Annotated in this window: 13 protein-coding genes and 1 pseudogene; 3 read left to right on the top strand and 11 right to left on the bottom strand. The window is 36.9% G+C overall.

What is annotated here, in order from left to right; all coding sequences use genetic code 11:
• Nucleotide 1 precedes the first annotated feature (1 nt).
• Entirely contained in the window at nt 2-1,678 is a 1,677-nt protein-coding gene (locus WG932_RS04400; protein ID WP_014022150.1) for a SusD/RagB family nutrient-binding outer membrane lipoprotein, read from the top strand.
• Between the two features lie 195 nt (nt 1,679-1,873).
• Here the strand turns inward: WG932_RS04400 and WG932_RS04395 are convergent, their stop codons facing one another.
• The 3 genes from WG932_RS04395 to WG932_RS04385 all read right to left on the bottom strand — a co-directional run bounded on the left by WG932_RS04395 (nt 1,874) and on the right by WG932_RS04385 (nt 9,122).
• Nucleotides 1,874-3,754: an LruC domain-containing protein gene (locus WG932_RS04395; RefSeq protein WP_483087095.1), complete on the bottom strand. Its 1,881-nt coding sequence runs from the start codon at nt 3,752-3,754 to the stop codon at nt 1,874-1,876.
• Between the two features lie 667 nt (nt 3,755-4,421).
• Complete coding sequence (locus tag WG932_RS04390; protein ID WP_483087094.1) at nt 4,422-6,785, bottom strand: right-handed parallel beta-helix repeat-containing protein; 2,364 nt, start codon at nt 6,783-6,785, stop codon at nt 4,422-4,424.
• A 402-nt stretch (nt 6,786-7,187) separates the two neighbouring features.
• Nucleotides 7,188-9,122, bottom strand: coding sequence for an exo-alpha-sialidase (locus tag WG932_RS04385; protein WP_483087093.1), 1,935 nt, complete (start codon nt 9,120-9,122; stop codon nt 7,188-7,190).
• Nucleotides 9,123-9,601: 479 nt separating this feature from the next.
• On the opposite strand from WG932_RS04385, the gene WG932_RS04380 reads away from it, so the two are divergent.
• Both WG932_RS04380 and WG932_RS04375 read left to right on the top strand, forming a co-directional pair.
• Nucleotides 9,602-10,360: an alginate export family protein gene (locus WG932_RS04380; RefSeq protein ID WP_483087092.1), complete on the top strand. Its 759-nt coding sequence runs from the start codon at nt 9,602-9,604 to the stop codon at nt 10,358-10,360.
• 23 nt (nt 10,361-10,383) lie between these two features.
• Nucleotides 10,384-11,007, top strand: coding sequence for a hypothetical protein (locus tag WG932_RS04375; protein ID WP_483087091.1), 624 nt, complete (start codon nt 10,384-10,386; stop codon nt 11,005-11,007).
• Nucleotides 11,008-11,388: 381 nt separating this feature from the next.
• Here WG932_RS04375 and WG932_RS04370 read toward each other — a convergent pair whose 3' ends face one another.
• From WG932_RS04370 to WG932_RS04335, 8 genes and pseudogenes are all read right to left on the bottom strand, one after another.
• Nucleotides 11,389-12,033, bottom strand: a complete 645-nt coding sequence (locus WG932_RS04370) for a carbonic anhydrase family protein (protein ID WP_014022144.1) — start codon at nt 12,031-12,033, stop codon at nt 11,389-11,391.
• A 202-nt stretch (nt 12,034-12,235) separates the two neighbouring features.
• Entirely contained in the window at nt 12,236-13,840 is a 1,605-nt protein-coding gene (locus WG932_RS04365; RefSeq protein ID WP_339681008.1) for a SulP family inorganic anion transporter, read from the bottom strand.
• A 176-nt stretch (nt 13,841-14,016) separates the two neighbouring features.
• Nucleotides 14,017-14,202, bottom strand: a complete 186-nt coding sequence (locus WG932_RS04360; RefSeq protein ID WP_483087090.1) for a hypothetical protein — start codon at nt 14,200-14,202, stop codon at nt 14,017-14,019.
• Between the two features lie 277 nt (nt 14,203-14,479).
• A pseudogene (locus WG932_RS04355) lies at nt 14,480-15,147 on the bottom strand (ABC transporter ATP-binding protein).
• A gap of 37 nt (nt 15,148-15,184) precedes the next feature.
• A complete protein-coding gene (locus WG932_RS04350; RefSeq protein WP_483087089.1) occupies nt 15,185-17,449 on the bottom strand; it encodes an ABC transporter permease in 2,265 nt (754 codons plus the stop codon).
• A gap of 271 nt (nt 17,450-17,720) precedes the next feature.
• Complete coding sequence (locus tag WG932_RS04345; RefSeq protein ID WP_483087088.1) at nt 17,721-18,863, bottom strand: ABC transporter permease; 1,143 nt, start codon at nt 18,861-18,863, stop codon at nt 17,721-17,723.
• A gap of 86 nt (nt 18,864-18,949) precedes the next feature.
• Nucleotides 18,950-20,149 (bottom strand): ABC transporter permease, encoded by a 1,200-nt coding sequence (locus WG932_RS04340; protein ID WP_483087087.1) that lies wholly within the window; start codon nt 20,147-20,149, stop codon nt 18,950-18,952.
• 11 nt (nt 20,150-20,160) lie between these two features.
• Nucleotides 20,161-22,575 (bottom strand): ABC transporter permease, encoded by a 2,415-nt coding sequence (locus WG932_RS04335; RefSeq protein WP_483087086.1) that lies wholly within the window; start codon nt 22,573-22,575, stop codon nt 20,161-20,163.
• Nucleotides 22,576-22,577: the final 2 nt, after the last annotated feature.

Here is a 22,577-nt window from a genome sequence, read left to right as displayed (position 1 = left end):
CATGAAGAAATTTATAATAATAATATTATCCATTGCATTCATTCCAATCCTAAACTCATGTAGTGATTTTGATAAATTGAATGTAAGTCCTAACGATGTAAACGAAGTTGATCCAAACTTTCTATTAACTACAAACACATATAATTTGGCTAGTACTTATAGCGGGCTGGGTTATTGGGGTTCAAGGATCCCTTCCTTATTGCAGTATTACCAGGTTGGTGATGGTTATAAATCGGAGGAATTAAATGCACTTTATTGGACGCCGGGACAAAGTAGTCCTTGGGCAAGTATTTATTCTAATTTAGTGGATGTTCAAGCCATGTCTGACCTCAGCAAAGAGCAAGGAAACGTTTTTACTGAGGCAGTAGCTTTGGTATATAGGGCTGCATTAACCGACCTAGTTACGAAGATATATGGAGATGCTCCCTTTTCAGAAACGAATCAGCTGGAGGAAGGAATTGTTTTCCCAAAGTATGATCAGCAGAAAGAGATTTATGAAACCCTTTTGATGGATTTGAAAACAGCAAAAAATATGATTGAAGGAATTTCCGGCAATGAAGTGCCGGTTTTGGATGGATATGATTTGCTTTACAATGGAGATAAAGATAAATGGATAAAGTTTATTAACTCCCTTAGAATCAGAATGTGTTTGTTGTTGAACAATAAAAAGGGAGAGTTAAGTGTTGATATAGATGCTGAATTTCAGGATGCTGCTCAAAATGTTTTTACTAGTAGTGAAGACAATGCTGTTCTAGATTATATTGGAAATTCTGCGGCTACTTCTTTTCAAGGGGGCCCATTCAGGGCTTCTGAACTAACTTATGCTAGAAGAATGGGCTTAGGTTTTCTTAATTCTTTAAGAGACCAAAACGATCCCAGATTGTATAGGTGGTTAAGGCCTGTTGAAAAGAAATGGGATATGGATATTGCTACAGCCACAACGATCCAATATACGGATCCTCTTGGACAGACTTTCCCTGTTGAAGTGTTGCCATACCCTAGTGGGTATGATGACCTGGATACTAGTCTGTATGTTGGATTACCGGTTGGTAGTCAGGCCTCATGGACAGCCTATAATGCGGGTCCTCAAGCTACATCAGTAGAGCCCAAAACTACTCCATTTAATAGTCGTCTTAGCGATATTTATTTCCAAAATGCTAATGAATATGTGGGTATGGATATTATTACCTATTCTGAAGTTGAATTTATATTGGCAGAAGCTGCAGAAATTGGGGCATTTGGCGTCAGTGATGCAGAAGGTCATTATAAGAAGGCTATTGAAGCTTCCATGGATGAATGGGGAATATTTGGTGACTATGTAGGAGGTTTTGATTTTAATGAATTTTACAGTCAGGAAGATGTTGACTTGAATCAGGCAACCAATAAACATGAGCGCATCATGACTCAAAAATACATATCTATGTTTTTTAGGCCCGAGCCTTGGTTTGATTGGAGAAGAACAGGTTATCCGGATTTTGTACCACCATATGATGCAGCACAGCCTGCTATTCCAATTAGGTACCATTATGATTCACCCAACCCTCCCGATCCTCAGTATGTTGAGAAATACAATGAAGCGGTAGAGAGACTGGAAAAATCTGAATTTGTTCAGGTGCCATCAAATGATGATACCCGCTCAAGAATGTGGTTATTGCAAGGAACAGGCTTACCTTATTAAACACCTATAACCACCAACTAAATTAAAAAGGTTTACTGAAAGTAATTTCGGTAAACCTTTTTTAGTTTCGGTATAAACGCTTAAAGGGATAAAGTCAAAAACAACAATTAAGATTAACTTAGTCACTGCAAAAAAACACCTTGGAAGATGATCTTCTCAAGGTGTTTGCGGTGATATTAAACAATAATAATCTCCCTATTCAATTAAATCTTCATTCCTATTTCCGGGATTATCTTTGTACCAATCCTCATAGGCAGTTCCTCCAGATTCCGCCCAAGCTCCAAAGAAATTATAAGCTGAATTAATATCCACTTTCTCTTTGGGAACTTTAAAATCATGAATAATGCTTATTGCCCATGGGTAGCCATTTTCAGAGATAAAATTCCCATCGATGTCTTTGTTATCCCCCGTGAATACATAGCTTTGATTGCCCAAGCTGGTAATGCTTTTATAAGGTAGATGTACTTCTTTTTCCCTCTCCTTGTTTATGATTATAAACGGATTAAAAGGTGCTACACCGAGTTCAGAGGTACTAATAGGTTCAACAAAACTAATCGTTATTGTGGTTTCGTTCAATAAATTGTCGACATCATCGGCTAAAATAATAACGGTATTCTCTTGATCAGCCTCGGTACCATTGTCATTGGTGGTAATATAACCTTGATTCAATACTGTACCTGTAACACTCGCCACTTTAGAAGGATTAAGACCTTCTATTTCAAAGCCTATGCCATTGGTATAGCCCGCCCCATTGGCTTTTATATTACAAATAAGCTCCAACCTAACTGCTAGATTGTCTGAATTTAAAATTGCGATGGCTTGATAACTCAATGCAGCATCATTAAAATCGTAATCACCGGAAGAAGGCCATAAATCTTCAAAAGCAATGGTACCTCTACCATACTTACTCGGAGTAAAAGACTCAAAGGCAGCATCTGCATCATCTGGAAAAGCATCATCAGAATCTTTAATGCCATCACCATCCGAATCCGTTTCATCAACCACATCGGAATACACCCTAAATGTAGTTAGGTCATTTAACTTCCTTCTATAACTTGTACCATTATTGGCACTTGCACCATATTTGTATTCCCATCCACCTGTTTCTGTGTCCATTATAATCAAATCTGCACTTGAGGAGGCTTCAGCCAACCATAATTCTTTGTTAGAATCAAAGGTCATTGAGGTTGGGGTAAATGGTAAATTATCGGCACTGATTCTAGTACTTGAATAATCTCCATCATCATTTAATTCCAACTCATATAAACCAGAAAATGTACAAATGAAAAGTGTTCCATCTTCTGCAAATGCTAAATCCCCACCAGTAGTATTGTGAAGTCCTAGAATACTCTTTTTATCCAAATTTTCGCCGGTAGCAGGATCAAATACAAAAAGGTTGGCGCTGTTATCAGAAAAATACAACAAACCGTCTTTGGTGTTAAAATCCAATCTAGGACCTCCCATACCAAGATTCGCTACCGTTTCCCAACTATTATCCACTATCGAATACTTCATTAATGGGTAAGGTTTAGATTTACCAATCGAATACAGCACCTTATTTTCTTGGTCTATGGCACAGGTGTAACTTCCCATAGGCATAGTTGACAAATCTGTTAAATCACCTGTTAAAGGGTCAACTTGAAACAACTGTCCATTTCCATTGACACAGTATAAATAATCGGTAACATCCCCTTCCGCCAAAGTTCTTTCATTTGGATTTGAATTGTTAAATGAAAAATTTACTTTTTGGTCCACAATCTCCTCTATAGTTGAAGAGTAATTTAAATTCTCATTTCTGCGGATATATACTTTATCATAAAATTTAGGCAAATTAATTGTTTGCTCCAACACACCATCATTAGGGACACCGGTAAAAAGTAGCTTTTCCATAACTTCAGATTTGTAGATGGTTTCTGTGACAGTTTCACCAAACTCATCTTCAAATGTTTCAGTGCCTGCATCATATAAATCTTCTGTATAAGCAAAAATTTCATATTTCGCATAGTTGCCATCGTCTTCTATATTGATGGTCACATCATGATATGTACTGAAATCAAACCCTGATGGAATGCTCAAGGATAACAAATCGCCATCTGTATCTACCTTGTCTTCGGGAGAGAAAAGATTACAACCATTTAATAGCGATAAAACTATAATCGTTAATAAATTTAATTTAATTTTTTCATAATATTAGGGCTGTTATAATTAAATGATATAAAAAAATTATTCTTTATTTTTCTATGTATTAATTTATATAAATTAGGATGTGCAATAAAATAGTTTATTTATAATAATAAAAATCAACTACTAGAGCATTACCTAAATGGGAGAAAGCATTCCTTTCTTTATCTGCAGAAAAAAGCAGCACCGTACTAGTTTAACCACCTAAAAAACCATTTATTTGGATATTTAACCATTCACGTACAAAAAACATCATTCCAAGAAAGCTGATAGATTTCCTAGAATTTCACTCAATTGTATATGCAAAATTAACAATTTTACTATATATAATATATGATCAATGTTAATTTCCCAAACTTTATTTAGAAAAAATATTCAAAGAACAAAAAATAATATCTAAAACACAAAAAAGAAGATACAGTCTATATATTTATTTTTTGAAAAAATTATTCAAATAATAATTTTACTACATATTTCAATAAAATCTTATGAATACTGAAGCAAAACCCATAAAAAACTTCGCTTTAAGGAGTTAAGAAAATGGCTTTTATCAACTTAAAACTCACTGTAAATTCACATTAATTTTCCGTTTTTTCTGATTACGAATAATCGTTAAATCTAAAACACCACGCCATAAATTTTCCTGGTACTTTAGAAGTAAACCCGAAATGTTTTCTATTTCTTCCCCTCCTACTTCCACAATAACATCAGCATCTTCAATGCCTGCCATTTCCAATTTACTTTCTTTAGCCACACTTAAAACAATTACTCCAGCCTTTTTATGTAAACCCGAGGCAGATTGTTCAGCTAGTGTTTCTACATTCTTAAGTTTAGCTCCCAACCAGTTTTTTAAATTTGTATCATCATATTGAGCATACAAAGCATTTAATTCAGGAATATTGGGTTGTTTAGCTATCTCTTTTAAATTAGCTTTTTGAACACCAAAATTATCCATTGGGATATTTTTAAACCCCAACTGAAGTGCCGGAGAATTTTTTGCTACCGTAAAATCACCTGTTTCAGGAGAAAGAAATTTTGGATTTCCATAGGTACTATTAAAATCTGTTCCATTTTTTCTTGCTAATGCTAGTGAAATTGAATCAGGTAACAAATTATAATCTACTTCTTCACCCCATCCTTCAAGGCGAATAGGGAAATGTTTGGTCATGCTTATATTCTTTCTAAACACATCTTTACTGTCTTCAAACCAAACATGAGGGTGGAAACCATTGTTTAGCATAATATTATTTTCCACCTTTCTATTAAAACCTTCGCGTAATTTTATTCCTCCATTTAGACATAAATTATTGAAAATATGATAGTTGGAAGATCCATCATCCAAATCAATGTCCCATCCATGGTCGCAACGAAAACGATTATTTCTGATCACCGTTGTATGTATGGCATCCCAATAAGGCATTTGAGGGTTTACTTTTACAAGACTATCCATTATCTTCCTTTGGGGATGCCAGAATCTATCTCTACCCCAAGAGTTAAAAGCCCCATGATCCCCGGTTTCCAAAACAGTATTGAACACGTCATTATTTTCAATTAAATGACCTCCCCATGTTCCTTCACTCACATTAATTCCTGCCCTAGGTACATCATAAATACTATTATTTTGAACATGAATATTCATTGACATAGATAACTGTATACCGGCTACTTGCTTCTCCACACGGCCAATTCTATAAATTAGATTGTTTACAACTTTAGCATTGGCAGGATAAAGATCATTGGCCGGGCCTGAAATAGTATCCATGGCTTGCAAAGAAACGAACTCCTCGTATTGAAAAGCACCCGAACGAACTGCAGAAGGATCACCAACAAAAGCGATGGCTGTTGCACCGCAATCATGGATATGGTTACCCATAATCGCTGTATTACGGTTATATCCGTTGATGAAAATTACATTTCCTCCCAAATTGGTGAATTCACAATCCAAAATAGAAACTGAATCAGTTCCTTTTAATAAAATGGCTCCTCCCCTGTAAATGGTCCAATCGCTTCTTAGCAATTTATCATACTCTTCCAAAAAGGTTGTCCGGGTATGGGTAAAGCGTATTCCTTCTATTTTGACATTATTAACCGGGTTTTCTCTATTTCCGCTAATTTCTATCAGGTGTTTAAGCCATGAAACTTCGGTGGTTGCATTGCTTAAATCAGTACCTTCTTCTACCCATAGGTAAAGTTTTTTTCCTTGCTTATCAAAATACCACTCTCCTTCACTGTCTAGCTCTTCAAATATATTTTCAACCATTCTGAGTTCCGGGTGCATGCTTGAAGGTCGATTATTCTGATGTCCTCCGCTTAGCATAAGTTCTCCTTTAGCATCAATTCCATTAATTAAATAATGGAAACCTCCCCACCTTCCTCGATGCATGGCATGAACAAAACCACCTTTAGGATTATTCCAAGTACTTACTCTTTCTTTAGAGATTGCATCCGCAGCATGTCCTTGCCAAGCCCCTCCATTTTCATTATAATTTGGATATCTGGCAAGAATTTGTTTTTTGCCATTGATATATACTTGGCTAAAATCAATATCTTCTTTAATCTCAGTATAGTAAATATTTTCATCAAAAGCCTTCCAATTGGTTTGAAGCACTTTTGACCCTTTTACGCTAACTTTTTCTGTCCCTTCACCAATAATCGCTAAATCACTTAATGCATTTGAGATAACTAAAGGATTAGATAAATAATAATCCCCTTCCTCCAATAAGATGCTTATTTGCCCCTTTTCATTCTTTCTTAATTCCATTGCCTTTTCCAAAGCTTTCTCAAGGGTTTGCAGAGGAAATTCTTCGGTGCCTTCCAGACTGTTGTCGCCTTCCGGACTAACATATATCACATGTTCCCCTTCACGACAACTAATAAAGAAAAATAAGACTGTTATTAAAAATAGGATGGATCTAATTAATTTCATATTTGATCAGGTCTCTTTATTACAAAGAAATAAATATAAGCGATAGAATCATTTATTAGTTGAAACAATTTGGAAAAAGTGAAAAGCAGAAAATTCAAGATCTTCTATGTGGTCCAAAAATGAAGCCCCACCTTGAAAGTACTGGGTTAGTAATTATCAGACCAGATTTTTTCAAATCAATTTCCTAATTTTACTGAATGAAATTTTCGATTTGCCGGCTTCGGCTCCACTCATTCCCCCATGGGATGACAGAAAGCAGTAATAACCCGAAATCAATGAAATTTCAAAGCATAATCTTCATTTTTTTATTTTAAGTTAACGAAATCCCTAGCCCAACAGAACTACCACCCACTTCTCACTCCATCATAAAATCCCCCATCACCCGATCACCAAATCAATACATCACTTTTCCCACCTCTGACTAGCCAAAACTTCCGATACCATCAAAGCCCGATCAAAAAACCTTATATAATTTAGTTCTCCTTTTATCCTTGAACCTAGTAGTAAAGTCTTTGAGCCTTCTGGCGATTTGAAGTAGGGACTGAACCTGCCCCAGCCAAATTGCCTGTGCGCTCCCCCATCATTGAAGCGCTCATCTGTTACAAATGAAATAATATTTGGACCTCCGTCTATAATAATACTTACTTGATGCTGGGTATTCGCGTGAATTGTTCCTGGATCAGCACTCCAAGCAACTTGGGTTTGTCCATCGTTCATCTGAAAAATTATGTTGTTTTTATCGGAAATGCTTATCCACCAACCCTTACCTGAAGCATCTCTAGTATCCGCCAAAACCTGACCTTCTTTGATCTCATTAAGCAAAAAACCCAGTTCTATGGTAAAGCCTGCATTGCTGCTTTTCCCTCTGTAATCAGCCGTATTGCTGTCCCTAACCCAAAAGGTTGGCACAGCCGGAGCAGGGAGTTTTTGGGGTAAACTTTCGTTTTGTCCTGACCAATTGAGCAACAAACCATCCCGAACCCGTACAGGTTCCTCAAATTGGCCCCAAAGGCGTTCTAGAAAGGCATTGTCAATTTGATGCACACGGGCAATGTCCTTTTGGGTCTCCGTAATATAATAATTGCCATTTTCCTCAATCAGGTCTGGGTAACTCATTCGAACCAAAGGGTCCTCATCATAAAGTAAGACCTCAGGTTGGCTCCATTGAATCACTTTTCCGTCATCACTATCCACTTCTACGCCTCCCACCATCCAAACCGGATTGCGGTCATTGTAACCTATAGCCGCAGGATTGGGATGTTCTCTGATAAACTTTCCACCGTGATTGTGAAACCAATAGAGGTATTTACCATTGTCACATTTCCAGGCAAAATTGGCTGCCCTTGGGTTTTTCATCAAGCGCCCATCTGCAAATCGCATATATTGTGGTTTATCCCAGGTTCTCCCCTTATCCCGGCTATAACTGTAGACCGGATGCCCATCCAATGAACGGTAAACCGCAAAGAAAGAGCCATCACTTAGTATAGAATAGCTATGTTCAGCAGCTATTGAACCGCCATTCTCCGGGGTTTGCAAGCCTATGTCTCCATCAGGCAATGTAATCCAATTAGCATCAGCCGGATCCGCCACATCCAAGAGATTGTCACTTTTTAGTAAAACACCTTCATTTGAGGTAAAAAAACCATTGCCAAATCCACCCACTTTGGTCAAAGGAACAAAAGCACTCCCGTCGTGAGAAAAGGGTTTGCCTACATTCCAGAAAAATCTAATCTCTCCCTTATACGGGTTGTTTTTATCAATTTCAAATTGCCTGACCGGAATAGTATGCCTTTCCTCTGACCATGATTGGCCATGGTCATCCGAATATTTAAACACATAATAGCCCTGACTATCCACTCTTTTAACAATCCCGTTATTATAAGGTGGATCGTCTCCTTTCACTTCTCGTAAGTTGTCTGTGTTATGATTGTAAAACACAAAAATACGACCTGAAGGAGCTTTCAATAGGACAGCATAGGAAGCTTCAGGCCCATCAGAGGGCTCTATTTCAATCATATCTTGCCAGGAAAGCCCTTCGTCAAAACTTCTTTGGCTGATGATATGTTGTCCACTGGCTCCCTCATGGCCGGATCCTGTGGTCATCACACACAACCAAGCTCCGTCATCCGTTTTTACGATATAAGGCTGATCACTATAGCTTTTGTCAGGAATAACCCGGCCATTTTCAATATTTCTCCAATCTACTTGCTGTGCGTTTACCCAGGTAAAGCAAGCCATAAACAATGCCGATAAATACAGACATTTTCCACTAAAGCCCCAGCATTTAATGCTAAAAACACCATGTAGATGGTAAAAATAAGTATAAAAAACATGCATGATTTTAAGTTATAAATTAGGGTTTATTGGTGTTTGATTTTAATAACCTAAAAACAATAAAAAAATCCATAATTCATCGCCTAACACAAACTTTGTTTCTAAAGATCTTATCAAAAGGTTTATAATACCAGCTATTCCTATAAAATTAAAGGTTTAAATTACCGAGAATCAAACTATAATGACTTCTTTGCCATAAAATTAATTTTTAAATAAAATTCAATGACTTTCATTTACATCAGATTAAATTCCAACCTAAATTACATGAATTTTGCTATTTAGTTAGGTTAGAAGTATATTTTTAACCCAAATTTTTTATAATTATTAGGTATTTGTCATTTTTAGGTTTTAATTTATTAACGACTATCATACCAAAGTTTCAGTATTTAAATAAAATTCACTTCTTTATCCCCTTACATAATTTCGTTTGGCAATACCTGAATGAAAATATACCAATTCGTTAAGGAGTTGAATGGTATTACATGAATAAATCACCCATTATTAGGCTAAAAACTCCTTATTGGGTGGATATAAACCGACTATTGAACCATATTATTCCTTTTATTATGAAAAAAGTATACCATGTTCTTGCGATACTAACGGTAATAATTTTCTTTCCTAAGCAAAGTCATGCCCAATTTGATTTAGATGGTCAAATGCTTGTGAGAAGTGAATACCGCAATGGTTATCAAAAATTAATGAATAAAAATGTCGATCATGCCGGCTTTATAGCTCACAGGGCAAGATTACAAGCTAGTTATAAGGTTGATCGCCTTACTTTCTTTATGAGTATACAAGATGTGCGTACTTGGGGAAGTAGTTCTACCGCCAATATTTCCGATAACTATTTGTCTGTTCATGAGGCTTGGGCAGAAGTTGACTTTGGGGAATATTGGAAACTAAAATTAGGAAGACAAGAGTTAAATTATGACAATGCACGATTTTTAGGAAATCTAGACTGGGCACTTCAAGGTAGGTCCCATGAATTTGCTTTGATGAAGTATGAAAAAGAAAATGCAAAACTTCATTTTGGGTTTGGTTTTAACCAAGACGGTCAAAAAATACAGGACCATGTCTATTCTTCCTTTAATAATTATAAGGCCGCTCAACTAATACGCTTTGAAAACAAAGCCGGTAAATTAAATTACGCCTTTCTTTTTGGAATGATGGCAGGCAATTTCAGGAAATCGACCAAGTTACCAACACCACTAACTCTGGAATTCGTTACTTACAAACTTTAGCCCTTCCAACTTTAAAATATACCATGCCTCAAACCCAGCTTTCAGGCTATTTTTATTACCAACTTGGGAAAGATATATTTGATAGATCTACCTCAGCTTATGATATAAGTGCGCACATAACCCATAAATTAATGGAAAACAAAGAGAAGGGAACCAAGTATACCGCAACAGCAGGCTTTGAACTGATTAGTGGGACACCGACAAATGACCAACAAAAGAACAAGTCATTTTCTCCTTTATACGGAACCAATCATGCATTTAATGGTTTCATGGATTTATTCTATGTTGGAAATCATTTTAATTCAGTGGGCTTAAGAGATATTTACCTAAGAACAAGATATAATTTTAATTCCGGTTTTTGGATCCAAGGTGATTACCATAATTTTGCAGCAAATGCTACCCTTCTTAGGGATGAATACAGTGGTCCAGAATTAGACAAAGGGTTTGGATCAGAAATAGACCTAAGCCTTGGGAAAGTAATTAGTGAATCTGTATCCATTCAAGCAGGCTATAGTCAATTTTTTGCCTATGATACTTTTAAACAAATTCAATCCAATGGTGAACTTAAGGAAAGTCAAAATTGGGCCTATATTATGTTTGTTTTCAGACCAAATAATAAAGCAAAATTTATAGGCGTTCCATTATAGTATAATCGTTAATTGACTTTATAATATTTGCCTATGCTTAAATTTTGTGAATTCTGAGCTATTTTTGATTTTGACCTTTCTTCTGAAAAAATCGATTACATCAAAACCTATGAGCATTGTGATAGTGAAGAACAAATAAACAAAAAAGAAGAAGAAGGATTTTTTTATATGAACCTAAAAATCAACCTTTCCAATAGAAATTTACGAGAAACAAAAATCATCACCCCAAAATACCGACATGAATTATTTTTATAAGTTTTAAGCCGACGCTACTTTTGATGCTAAAATTTAATTACGAAAGAAATAAAAGGCAGTATTAAAAATCAATTAATGATTCTTAAAACTGCCTTCTATTATTTAGGTTCTAAGTTTGTTTTCTATTTAGGACTGTTCACCTAAGACTGCCTTCATAAATGTAACCTCACCGGTATCAACATCATAATACCCGCCTGTCATTCCTATCTCTCCATTTTCATACAATTCTTTCAAAACCGGACTTTCTTGTAAAATCAAATCCATGGTGGTAATAACGTTTCTTTTTTCCACAGCTCGGATAAATTCAGGGTCCGAATGGTCTACATCCGGCATTTCTGAAGCTACATCTCCAATGGCAGGATCAATTTTTTCCAATAAACCTGATAAATTACCAATTTTCACACCAGCACAGGCTCCTTTAATCGCCCCACACTTACTGTGTCCCAAAACTACAATTTGCTTTGAACCGGCAAGTTTACAGGCAAATTCCATACTTCCTAATATGTCCTTATTCAACACATTCCCTGCTATTCTAACACTGAAAATATCTCCCAAACCTTGGTCAAAAATCAATTCTGCTGAAGTTCTACTGTCTATACAGCTCAATACAATTGCAAAAGGAAACTGGCCATCTTTGGTAGCATTTACTTGTTCAAGAAGATTTCTGTTTACTTTTAAATTACTTACAAATCGTTGGTTTCCTTCCTGTAATATTTCCAAGGCCTTGGCAGGTGTCATTGTGGCCTGAGTTTCTGCAGTATGTGCTTTCATTCTTTTTTTAGAGTTTTTTAAATATTGGGTTGAATTATTCAATCAAAGACAATAATTATTCCATAAGCCTCATTCCGGTTCATATTTATCAATAAACAGCCATTTTAATAACCATCAAAGATTTTGTAAATGTAATGACTTAAAAAATGAACCTAAAATTAAACCAAGCAGGATTATTGCCTTTCTTGCGATTACAATTACATTAATTATTGAATAGTTGACTGATTTTTTCTTCAGACAGAAGGTTTTTGTCAATGTATACCTTATTGTTGGTTTCTATGTCATTATCTAATCGATAAGCATCTTTAAAACCTACTAATACTACTTTTATTCCTTTTTCTTTGGCATTAACCATTTTAAATTCATGTATTAAATCCAACACATCTTGTGCGATATATACAGTATCAGAAGCATTGATTATCACTTTAGAATTCTCTGGAAGTTTATTGAGTGTAAGTTTAATTGCCGCTTTATTTAAGAAAGATACCTCCTGGGCCAAATCCACATGAATCACATCACCACTGCTGTATTCTTCTTTCCTGAAGAAATAAGCTTTTTTAATGTTTCCTCTTAATATAAATATAACACTTAAAATCATTCCAAGAGCTACGCCATTTAGTAAACCTAGGAAAACTACTGCCAACATGGTTACAATGAACGGGATAAACTGGTATTTACCACGATCCCAAAAATGCTTTATGGTAGAAGGGTTTGCAAGTTTATAACCAATTGTCAACAGTATGGCTGCAAGAGTAGCCATAGGAATCAAGTTAAGCACCATTGGAATACTCAATACGCAGATTAGTAAAAGAAAACCATGGATTATTGCTGACATTTTAGTCTTAGCACCTGAATTAGCATTTGCCGAGGACCTAACAACTACAGAAGTCATTGGAAGTCCACCTAAAACACCACTTATCATGTTTCCTACTCCTTGTGCCTTCAATTCCACATTGGTATTAACAAACCTTTTTAAAGGATCTAACCTTTCGGTTGCCTCTATACATAACAAAGTTTCTATGGATGCAACGATAGTAATCGTAACAGCAACAATCCAAACACCGGGATTAAACACTGCTTCATAAGAAGGGGTGACAAATATTCCTTTAAATTCTTCTATACTTTTTGGAACCGGTAAATTAACCAAGTAGTCAGCATCTACAGCAAAGGAACTGTTGGTTGCAATAAACAAACCATTTATAAAGATACCCAAAAGTACTGCTACCAAAGCACCCGGAACCAATTTCAATTTCTTTAATGCCGGAGTTTTTTGCCAAGTGATTAATACAGCTAATGAAGCAACTGTGATAATAAGAATTCCCGGCTGGATGTCTTGAAAGGCGGCAAAAATATCTAAAAATATGCCTAATCCAGAGCTAATTTCAACATCAGCACCTAATGCATGTGGAATCTGCTGAATAAAGATAATTATACCAATTCCCGCTAGCATCCCTTCAATTACGTTTGAAGGAAAATAATTGGAAATTGTACCTGCCTTCACGAAGCCAAGTATCAACTGCATGGCTCCTGCCAAAATCACGGCTACCAAAAATGATTCATAGCCAAGATCAGCAATGGCTACAAAAACAATGGCTGTAAGGCCTGCCGCAGGTCCTGAAACACTAATGTGGGATTGACTCAAGAATCCTACGACTATTCCACCTATAATTCCTGCAATAATTCCTGCAAACAAGGGGGCACCGGAAGCCAATGCGATTCCCAAACATAAAGGCAATGCTACCAGAAATACCACCAAACCTGATGCAACATCTGATTTCAGATGCGCAAATAGATTGTTACTTTTCATTTAATTTAATTATGAGTTTAAAATTTCTTTCCCCTAGAAATTTGAAATAGGATAAATCCAAGGGTTAATAAAAAACCAATGACAACTAACAGTCGTCATGGACCAAAAGAAAAATTAATTAAACTCTGGAGGAGGAACGATTATGCCGGGATCAAAAAGGCTATTGAGGATATTATTTATATTGAATTTACAAGAAACAATATCATCAAATGATTTGGCCAATAAGAAATGATTGGTAGGAAAAAATCATCGACGTCCAAGGCACATTTCACTTCATGTTCTTTGGTTTCTTCCTCTGTGAAAGAAAAATACATAGAAATATTAACCTCATCATCAATTGCTGCCACCAATATACTTGGCATAAACAACAACGATAAAAAGAGGGTTAAGAACCCAAAAGCTATACTTCGATATGTCGATTTTTTAAAATTCAACCTAATTCATTTACTTCTGCAATATAACGAATAACTCAAAATTTAACGTCTTACAGTTTAAAATGTTTAGATTAATTGTCAAAATGATACTTATAAGGGGCAATTCTACATCTAAATTGAAAAAATATTAATGGTTACAAAATATTTTTTTCTCTGTATGAATTATAAATTCTAAATCAAATCTAGGCTTTTTCTCTATAAAAAATCAGAATTTTTCCATCCTTCCATCCAATAAATGAATGATTTTCTTTCCATAAGCTGCATTTTTTCTGAATGGGTAACTTGAATAATGGTGACACCTTCACTGTTTAATTGTTTAAAAAGCTCCATAATTTCTTCTCCTTGCTTAGAATTCAGGTTGCCTGTAGGTTCGTCTGCAAGAATTAATTTTGGCTTACCAATTAAAGCGCGAGCAATACCAACCAGTTGTTGTTGACCGCCACTCAATTGAGAGGGAAACAAATCTTTTTTACCTACAATATTAAACCGGTCAAGCATATCTGCAACAAGTGCCTTTCTTTCAGCACGCGGATGTTTTTTATAGAGTAATGGCATTTCAAGATTTTCATAGACAGTCAACTCATCGATCAAATGATAAGCCTGAAAAACAAAACCAATGTATTGTTTGTAGAGCTCAGCACGCTGTTTTTCTTTCAATTGGTGAACAGGTTCATCCATAAAATTGTATTTACCTTCATCAAAGACATCCAACATACCAATTACATTGAGCAAAGTAGACTTTCCTGAACCGGAAGGTCCCATAATGGAAATAAAAGCGCCTTCCTCAACTTCAAGGTTGATGTCTTTAAGCAAAAAAACCCTTCTTCCGCCCTGCTGGACCCATTTAAAAATATTACTTAATTGTATGAGCATGGTATAATATTAGTGTTAAATATTTTAATTTTCAGTGCTATTCTTCCTTTAAAGCATCCACAGGATTGGCCATGGCAGCATTGAGACTATGCCAACTAACAGTCAAAAGGGCAATGCCAATGGCAAGTACTCCCGCCAAACCAAATACCCACCAACTGATCGTTGTTTTATAAGCAAAGCCCTCCAACCAATGGTGCATACCATACCAAGCTATAGGCACGGCAATGATAAAAGACATCAATACCCATTTTAGAAAGTCTTTGTTAAGTAAAATTATAATTTCGGAAACTTTGGCACCATTTACTTTTCTAATCCCAATTTCTTTGGTCATTTTTGCCATAGAATAGGAAGCCAAGGCAAACAAACCCATGCAGGAAAGTAAAACAGCAAGTATAGAAAACCAAGCCACCAAGGTGTTGATTTTTATGTACTCTTTGTACTGTTCGTTAAGTTTTTCATCTGCAAAATAAAACTTGGGTGCTATTCCTGAAAAAGCAGCACTCCATTTTTCTTTCAATTGATCAAGCACCTGAAGGCTTGCTCCTTTCTTCGCTTTGATGGAAAAAAATCCCCAATTGGTAAAATCCTCCTGATCAGCAAAAATATGGACCAATGGTTGGGCTTTGTATTGAACTCCTTGATAGCTAAAATCATCCACAATACCCACCAACTTCCGAATGTCCCCACTTGTTGAGCTTTCATTAAGAATCTGCCCATTTGCCTCCCTATAACCCAACAATTGTGTAGCGGCCTTATTGAGAACAATCGCATTTTCAAAATCTACGCTTCCTTTTTCAAAGCCATGACCTGACAATATTTTTATTCCAAAGGTTTTAAAATAGTTTTCTCCAACATAGGCTTTTCGAAGGTGTATCGATTCTGGCAAGTTTTCTCCCTGAGGGTAAAAAATATTGTAATTTTCACCATAGTAACCAGGGAAACACTGAGAGAAGCTGAGGGCCTCGACCAATGGACTTTCTTCCATCTCCGCAGCTATTCGTTTGTATTGACTGCTTGTCTTTTCCAAGTCAGGAAATTGCCAGGGTTGCAATTCTGTAATGATTACATTTTCCGTGTCAAAAAGAGGGTCTTTCTCCATCATGGCCTTGACTTGTTTTCTGACCAAAACTGTACCTGAAATCAATACAATAGCTATGGCAAACTGAATGACGATAAGGGAGTGTCTTGCACCTGAAGACCTGCTTCCTGAAAAGGCATTTCCTTTTAGACTTTCAGTCAATTTACCCCTTGCCCAGAAAAAGGAAGGTATTAAACCTGATAATGCTCCTACTACCGCCCAAATGAGAAATGGTATCCAAATAAAAACGGGCTTTTCAAGGGGTGAATAATGTAAGTTGGTTTCAAACAGTGAATTGAAGCTTGGAAGAAATACAACCATTAAGCCTAACCCTAAAAACAGGGCAACAAAGCTAACTGCAAAGGATTCTGTCAATATTTGCCCAAAAAGCTCACTCCTACTGGCACCATGTACTTTCTTAATGCCTATTTCCTTAATGCGAGAAAGCACACTGGTAATGGTTAGATTTATAAAATTAACAATAGCGATACTTATAATGCCAAAAGCAATTATGCTGAGGATTACAATTAGCGTTTGGTTGGATTCTTCAGCAGCATGGTATTCACTTAAAGACAATAGGTTAAGGTCTGTTTCATTTTGACCTACCGGTAAGTAATTTTCTTTAACAATTTGCTTAAGTTTTTCATCAAGTGCTTCGGGGTTTATTCCATCTTTTAGTTGAATATAAGTAATTGAAAAGGTGTTGTACCAGTCATGTATACCCTTCATCCAAGGGGAAATCTCCTCCCCTGTATCATAGGAGGAAACAATATCAAATTTTATGGAAGAATTTGAAGGAATGGCTACCACCCCTTTAACTTCTAGGAATACATCCTCAAATTTTATTTGCAGTTTTTTACCTACAGCAGGTTCATCACCAAAATACTTTTTAGCAAGGTTTGTACTTATCACCACACCATATTTGTCCTGAATGGCATTTTTTGCCGATCCTTCGGTAAATGGAAAACTAAAGACAGAGAAAAAACCTTCATCTACGTATATTATATTTTCCTGGAAGGCAACATCTTCATAACTTATGCGAAAACCTTCCCAATCAAAAATTCGCGTACCATTTTCAATTTCAGGTATCTCTTCCAATAACTTTGGCAATAAAGGTCCTTTGGTCTGCACTGATTCACCATCCCTGACCCTGTAGATATTTTCATAATTATCATGAAATTGATTGTAGGTCAGGTCGTTGTGGACATAAAGTGCCAAAAGCAAAAAGAAGCAATCCCAATGCCTAAACCAAAGGTATTGATCAGGAAGGTCCCCTTGTTGTTCTTTATATTTCTAAAGAAAAGTTTTAAGTTATGTCGTAGCATTGTTTTTTACATTATAAATGTCCATTTCCTGCAATCATTTTTACGATCTTTATGCCACAAATATAATCTTCTTATAATCAGTGCATTGTATTGCGTTCAATCTGGATCAGAAGACGAAATGTAAAATATTTTGACAAATTATGTCAAATAAATTTACACTTTGAAGTCGCTTATTCCGTACTTAAACTTTTCACAGGGTTGGTATTGGCTGTTGCAAATATTCGGATACTGATGACAGCCAATGCAATTATTGAAATACCTAAGCCACCAAGTAGGAAAACCCACCAACTCATGGCCGTATGGTTGGCGAATTCCTGCAACCAGCTACTTATTCCCCACCAGGCAATAGGAACAGCAATAACAAAAGCAATGCCCACCAGCGCCATAAACTCTTTACCCAGTAAGAGGTTAAGTTGCATGATAGAGGCCCCCAGGACTTTTCTAATACCGATTTCTTTGGTGCGTCTTTCGGTGGTATGGATTACCAAACCAAGAAGGCCAAGGCAACTGATGAGTATAGCCAATCCGGTTGACCATTTTAAAAGCGTGGCCGTACTTTGCTCCTCGCTGTAAAATTTCTTGACATCCTCATCCACAAAATTAATTTTAAACGTTTCGTCAGGAAAGAACTCCTTCCACTGCGATTCTATTTTATTTATTGCCAAAGGCCAATTTTCTATATCGTTAGCCTCAAAGGAAAAGTGTAGGGTTCTATTTTGACTATCCTGAAGAAATGCCATAGGCTCTATTTCCTCCCTTAAGGAACTTTGGTTAAAGTCTTCCATAACCCCTACAATAGGTATATTTTTATTGTTTACTTTGAATTGCTGGCCAATGACCTCTTCCGGTTTTTGAAATCCAATTTGGCGCATCAATGTTTCATTGATTACATATTCCGAAATAGAATCCTTGAGAGGTAAACGACCCGTCAAAAGGTCTATTCCATATAAATCGAGGTAATTTTCATCTCCATAGAGCAATTGTATTTGAACATGGGTTTCCTCTCCCTCAGAAAAATAGCTCACTCCTCTTCCTGAATAGCTTTGGGATGCGGGAGGATCTCCAGCAATACTTAAATTTTTTACCTCAGGGACTGCTTCAAGTTCCTCCCTAAACGCTTCATATTTTTCAAGCGAAGCATTACCTCTCGGAGCTTTAATATAGGCGATGAACTCCGTCTTAAATCCCATATCCTTATTTATCAGGTAGTTTATCTGTTTGCCTACCAATAGCGTGGCTATAATAAAGACCTGGGCAATAACAAATTGGAAAACAGTTAGGAATTTTCTTAAACTCCCCTTGTCCCCATCCAAAACCGATTGATTTTTGAGTACGGATACTGGTTTAAAATGAGACAACACAAGGCCTGGATAAAATCCCGCCAAAAAGGTAATGAGGATTAGTAACAGCAATAAAAAAAAATAAGTACCGGGTTTTGCATTAAATCCAAGCTAAGCCCTGATGGTATAAAATCGGCAAAAACACGAAGCAGTAAAGAAGCCAAGAATAGGGACAAAATAGCTGCCGCAAGGGTCAAAATGAAAGTTTCGCCTAGGTATTGAATCACCAACTGCTTTTTGGAACTTCCCAAAGTTTTCCGAATGCCAATTTCTTTTGCCCGCTTGGCAGATTGAGCTGTATTAAGATTGATAAAATTAATGCACCCTAAAAGCAATAGAAAAAGGGCAATAAAACCCAAACCAAATAAAATATCAGCGCTTGCCCGGTAACTGCTGTTGTCAAATACACCGTAATTATCGTTAAGGTGTAGGGCTTTCAAAGGTTGCAAATTGAAGGACCTGAAATAGCCCAAAGCAGCCATTTCTTCATTCTTGTACTCTTCAGCCAATGCATTCAGTTGGGCTTGCACGGCTTCTTTATTATTAAATTTATCTGTTTTAATAAACAATTGGGTTGATGAACTGATACTTCCCCAACTAGTATCATAGATATAACCATACTTCTCTGAATTTTGAACCGAGCTTCGGGATAAAAACTCCTTGAATGTAAAGTCACTACGGTCTTCAAATTCAGCCACAATTCCTGTCACTTTTACGATTAAAGAATCCTCATAAACCAAGGTATTGCCAATGACTTCTTCTGGTAATTTGCCAGGAAAGTATTTTTCCGCCCTACTTTTGCTCAATACTACTTCATACGGATTTTCGAGTGCTGCATTGGATGATCCTGCAAGCCATTGGTAATTGAAAATCTTAAAGTATGCCTGGTCAGCAATCACTATATCTCCAGGCCAGTCAAATTCCTCTTGACTAGAAGCTACAGTTACTTTATCAAAACCAAAAAGGAAAAATGGACTGACATGGTCAATTCCTGTACTATTGGCTTTCAAAGCATCTATTAGTGGTACAGGAACACCTCTAGAATGGCCTTCTCGGTCAGGTCCTTGGGTATCTACTACTACACGGTAAATCCTATCCCTATCCTCATGAAATTTATCAAAAGTAAGGTCATAATAAATCATAATTCCAATCACAAAAGCAGCACTCAAACCTATGGATAGACCAATTACATTGATCAATGAAAAGGTTTTGTTTTTCCAGATACTTCGAAAAGCGATTTTTAGATAATTTCTGTACATGGCTTTCTGGTTTATTCAGTTCTTAAACTCTTCACAGGATTTACATTTGCGGCCTTAAGGGCTTGGAAGCTTACCGTCAATAGGGTAATGAGCAATGCACCAGCAGTGGCATAGCCAAAAGTCCATGCAGATATTTCCATACGGTAATCGTAATTCTGTAACCACTGACTCATAAAGTAATAGACAATAGGAATCGCAATCATGCAGGAAATCAGCACAAGAATCACAAAATCTTTGGAAAGCATTTGCCATAAATTTAAAACTGATGCCCCCAACACTTTTCGAACCCCTATTTCCTTGGTTCGTTGCTCCGCGACAAAGGAAGCCAAACCAAAAAGGCCCAAGCAACTAATAAGAATGGCCAAAAGGGTGAAAACTCCTGCCAAATTCCCCAGGCGCTCTTCAGATTCAAACTTTTGACCAAAAGCCTCATCTACAAAACCATAATCAAATTGGGCTGAAGGAACAACTTTGGCAAATACCTCTTCAATCCGGGCAATGGCATCACTGGCAATTGCATCGGGCTTAATTTTAATGTTTATATAGTCTACCCTATCGTAATCTATATAGAAAAAGGCCTGTTTAACAGGTTGATAAGGTGACTGCATTACCATGTCTTTTGTAACACCGATGATCTCTGCCCGGTCGTCATTCCCAAATGTAATGAAGCTCCCTACCGGATTTTCCAACCCCATGTATTTGACAGCCGTTTCATTTAAAATAACCGTCGCGGAGTCCGAAGCATAGTCCCTGGAAAAGTCCCTGCCATCCACAAACTGCCAACCAACGGTATTCCCATAATCATGCGTTACCCGCAAAATACCAAAGTCAGGTGACATCTCAGGATCTTTGCCTTCCCAACTGATACCCCCACCTCCATTGCTATAAACGCCCATTAATGGAGAAGAAGACTGGGTCATGTCTTCCACAACTCCTGTGTTTATCAATTCATTCCTCAATAGGTTGTACTTTCCATTGTACTCGGGATTATTCATTTGTATCGAAATAAGATTGCTTCGGTCATAGCCAATCGGCCGGTCCTTGGTGAACTCTATTTGGTTAAAAACGATCACTGTTCCCACTGCCAACATTATCGATACAGCAAACTGAAAGACTACCAATACCTTTCTGGGAACTGCGGAATAGGGTCCAGCCTTAAATGTTCCTTTCAATACCATGATCGGACTAAAGGAGGAAAGGTACAAGGCCGGATAACTACCAGCCAACATCCCAGTTAGCAAGGTGACCCCCAATATAGATGCCCAGAAGGTCAGGTTGGCCCAGGGTATCTGCATATTTTTGCCCGCCAATTCATTGAACCATGGAATGGTGAGCAATACCATTGCCAATGCGAAAAGTAGGGCAATACCTGAAATCAATATGGATTCACTTAGGAACTGGAAGACCAATTGCTGCTTATTGGAGCCCACGGTTTTTCTAATGCCTACTTCTTTGGAACGCTTTTCAGAGCGAGCTGTACTGAGGTTCATAAAGTTAATACAGGCCAGAATCAATACAAATAAACCTATGGCTATAAATAACCACACAAAAGTGATCCTACCTTCTGTAGGCTCCCCTTGAGCATCAAATTGGGAATACAAATGCCATTTGTCCATGGGATAAGCAAAAGGATGTAGACCACGTTTCTCGAAACCCTCCAATGATTCCGCGGGTCCATATTGAAAATACAAATCCTTCAAAGCAGCATTGGCTGTTTCAAAATCAATTTCCGGCCTTAATTGTACATAAAATTGGAAAGACCAATCGTCCCATACTGTTTTTATTCGTTCGAATCTTTCGGGCTCATTGGCCTCTGTCAATTTCCAATTGGCAAAAAATTTCACATTAGCAAAACTGTTGTTTTTGGGGAGTTCCTTGTAAACGCCATTTACGACGGCATCCATCTCATTATTGATCTTTATAGATTTACCTATAGGGTTTTCTTCTCCAAAAATGGCTGCAGCAGCAGTCTCTGACAAAACCACAGCATTGACCTCTTCTAAACTAGAATAAGCCCCTTGTATCATTTCCAAAGAGAGCATTTCCAGCCCCTCACTTTCAATAAACTGCCCTGTTTGGGTGTGATTTTCTCCCGCATTCGTCAATACATAATTCCCTACCCAGGTAGCACGTATTGCATGAATAAAATAATCTGAATAATTGTCTTTTATCACGCTACCCATGGTGTACAGCGTAGAGGGAAAAGACTCAATTTCACTTGTATCCAGATTTTTAGTTCTATTGTAAATCTGAGCAATTTTATCATGGTTTTTATGGTAGGTATTAAAAGTAAATTCATCCAGAACCCATAAACCAATCATGATAACAACAGCCATTCCCAGTGCCAATCCTCCGATATTTATTGCAGAGTAGCCCCTGTTGCGGGTAAGGTTTCGCCAGGCAATTTTTAGATAATTTTTATACATGA

It is taken from the genome of Cyclobacterium sp. SOCE241, assembly GCF_056867545.1.
Note: the sequence above shows the minus strand (reverse complement) of the source record. Positions and strands in the feature narration are given on the sequence as shown.